3 protein-coding genes and 1 pseudogene are annotated in these 2,497 nt (G+C 48.6%); 2 read left to right on the plus strand and 2 right to left on the minus strand.

The features are described from left to right. Positions 1–406 (plus strand): abortive infection family protein (locus ACTM82_RS08865; RefSeq protein ID WP_441088548.1); only part of this gene is annotated, 406 nt, incomplete at its 5' end. 255 nt (positions 407–661) lie between these two features. Here ACTM82_RS08865 and ACTM82_RS08870 read toward each other — a convergent pair. Next, positions 662–1,107: pseudogene (locus ACTM82_RS08870) on the minus strand (transposase); the annotation flags it as partial. A gap of 395 nt (positions 1,108–1,502) precedes the next feature. Here ACTM82_RS08870 and ACTM82_RS08875 point away from each other — a divergent pair. Further along, on the plus strand, positions 1,503–2,099 hold the full coding sequence (locus tag ACTM82_RS08875) for a hypothetical protein (protein ID WP_441055852.1): 597 nt from the start codon (positions 1,503–1,505) through the stop codon (positions 2,097–2,099). A 194-nt stretch (positions 2,100–2,293) separates the two neighbouring features. Here the strand turns inward: ACTM82_RS08875 and ACTM82_RS08880 are convergent. Further along, a partial coding sequence (locus ACTM82_RS08880; protein ID WP_441088549.1) for a hypothetical protein occupies positions 2,294–2,497 on the minus strand: 204 nt, incomplete at its 5' end.

Here is a 2,497-nt window from a genome sequence, read left to right on the forward strand (position 1 = left end):
CCGATCTCCCGGGGCCGGCCGATCCGGCCCTCAGGGTATCGGGTTCCCACATTCATCCGCACATGTACGGATGAATGTGGGAGGTGTTCGGATAAAGTTGATAATCAAGGGAGAACGGCCTTCGAGCAGCGGCGATGTCGGAAAAATGTTCTCTCAAGTCAAATGCCTCTATAATATTCATGCTGATAAGACAATGGATAGGAGAATTTGTGACTTGGTAAATGGACTCAATAAAATTGTCGACTCAATTGGTCAGATGAGAAATAAACAGGGCGATGCTCACGGAGTGGGGGCATCAAGGGTGAACATCGAGGACTATCATGCAAGGCTTGCTGTGAACGCTGCTGCCAACGTTGCGGATTTTGTGCTGTCGGTTGTTCATCGAGCGGAGAGAGATAGACACTAAGGTTTTTACGATGGTGTGTCGAATTGGCTAGTGGTCATCAGTTTGTTCGGCCGTCTTTGGTATTACAGCTCATCGTGGTTATGGCTGTTGAGGTGGCTAATTAACTGGTATCGATTGTGCCTAATAACGAATGTCTTGAATTGTTGTCCGCATCGGCGCTTAGAATCTAACCGGAGCAGCACGGACAGATTTAGCTTCAGGTACCGTCAATATTCTTTCTCAAATTGATTTTGCCGTCCTCGACACCGTTCTCTTCTAGCCCTCCGCCTTTTCCTTCAGCTCGTCCAACTCCTCTAGTTTGGACATGTCCAGGCACCTCCTCTTGTCCCAATCGTGCACCACTATGTACTTCAGCCCCGTCGTCATCAGCATGGGGACTGAGTTGCCGTCTGAGAAGGTCGCGACGACCCTCTTCCTCCTCCTGATCTCGCGGTTGATGCGCTCGATTCCATTGTCCGTTCTGGTCCGGCGCCAGCGCTCGGGCGGGAATTCCGTGTAGGTCAGCGTCTCGGCGAACCCGCCGCGCACCGTCCTCGCGGCCGCTCGAGCCACATCGACCCCAACTCGTCCGCTAGCTCCTCGGCCTTCTTGCCGCATGCCTCGCACGATTCCTGCGCGTGGATCGCCTTCAACATGCGCGCCACGGCCTTTCGCCTGGTCACGGGAACCCTTCCCAGCACGTTGCGGTAGTGTCTCAAGGAGCTTTGTAAAAGGGGGCTCATTATTTCGGATGAACATGTCTATAAGTTGATGGCCACGTCGGATTGGTTTGACCGTGAGCTTGTCCTCTTAAAATGGGATGGCGGAAAAAGGAGGCAAGGGTCTTTCCGCTTCCCACTCATCGCCGATGATATTCCTAGGGTCATTTCAAATAGAAGGCTCGCGGGCATATGGCTGCGCTAAAACGTAATTGACTACTGGGAGGATTATCTGAACCGGGCAGTTGATGATCAAAAGAAACGATTTAAGCTCGAAAAGGAAAATGGGAAACGAATCGAAAAGCTACTAAACTAGCTATTTAACTTTTTTCTAAACTGGTTCAATTAACGCTAATCGCCTGTTGAGCCTGACTTCATTTGCGGAACTGGAGCCAACTATGATCGAGCAAAAACAGAACGGAGCGGCCTCGATCGATATTGCCGATATATTGGTTGCGATTTTAACTTCAGCTGCACTTCCTGTAGTTTCTCACATGCTTACTCTTGTGTTTGGGGATAGCTCACTGTGGTCGGTCGATCGCCTGATGGTTCTCTATTTCTCTTCTCTTTCTGGATGGATATTACGAGAGAGTTTTCGGCTTGCAATGGTACAAAGTGGGCTAAAGGCCAGGGGCTATACTTTTATGGATTCTGACGCGGCCGGTAATGCGGTATGGACTTTTCCCGTTATGGTCGCACTTTTCTGCTGGGATACGGTTCCGGGGCTTATGGCTTTGTTGGTTATTTATTGCGCCGCGGCTTTCTTTCTATCTAAAAACAAAGGCATTATTTGCATTGATGCCGATAAGATGTGCTTTATTGGGGTTACGGCGTCCTTGACCGTTCCGCTAACTGAGGGATTGCTCCCGATTCAAGAAGTCGATATTTCCGGGACGGTCGTATTAATTGTTTTCATACTATTGCTTGTTTATTTAATAGCCTCTAACTATTTGGTTGATCGCATTCGAATTTGGCATAGGGAGCGCAAGCGTTAAAGCAGAATATGCTACAGATCTTGATTGACTAATTCTTCGTTATTTCAATTAGGATCTCAGGCTTGTGTGTGTATCTTTGCACGCGAAATGGAGCATCCGTCTTGTTTTTCGCTTGTTTTTGATATACGCGCTAATAAGTAAAATAAGGCTAACACATGATTAAAAGAGTTATTTCTGAGTTAGTCCCAAGTGCACTAGCTGTTCTTGCTTTCTTTGAGCTTGTCTTCCCCAAAGTTGCCGAACGTGCTTTCGATCATGTCCTTAATAGGCGAATGGCGGAATTTAAATGGTAGTGTCGAGAAAGTTGGTGTAGTGCCCGATCCGAAGCGAGTCGGCCCGGCGTCCCAGAATCTGGAATACGGTTGATATCCTATGCCGCCTCGACCCTGTCCGCAAGC

This window comes from Collinsella sp. HCP3S3_E5, from assembly GCF_052067635.1.
Taxonomy (GTDB): Bacteria; Actinomycetota; Coriobacteriia; order Coriobacteriales; family Coriobacteriaceae; genus Collinsella.

Bases quoted from the DNA above. Each gene is read 5' to 3' on its own strand.
- ACTM82_RS08875 (WP_441055852.1), top strand. From the start codon at position 1,503: ATGATCGAGCAAAAACAGAACGGAGCGGCCTCGATCGATATTGCCGAT.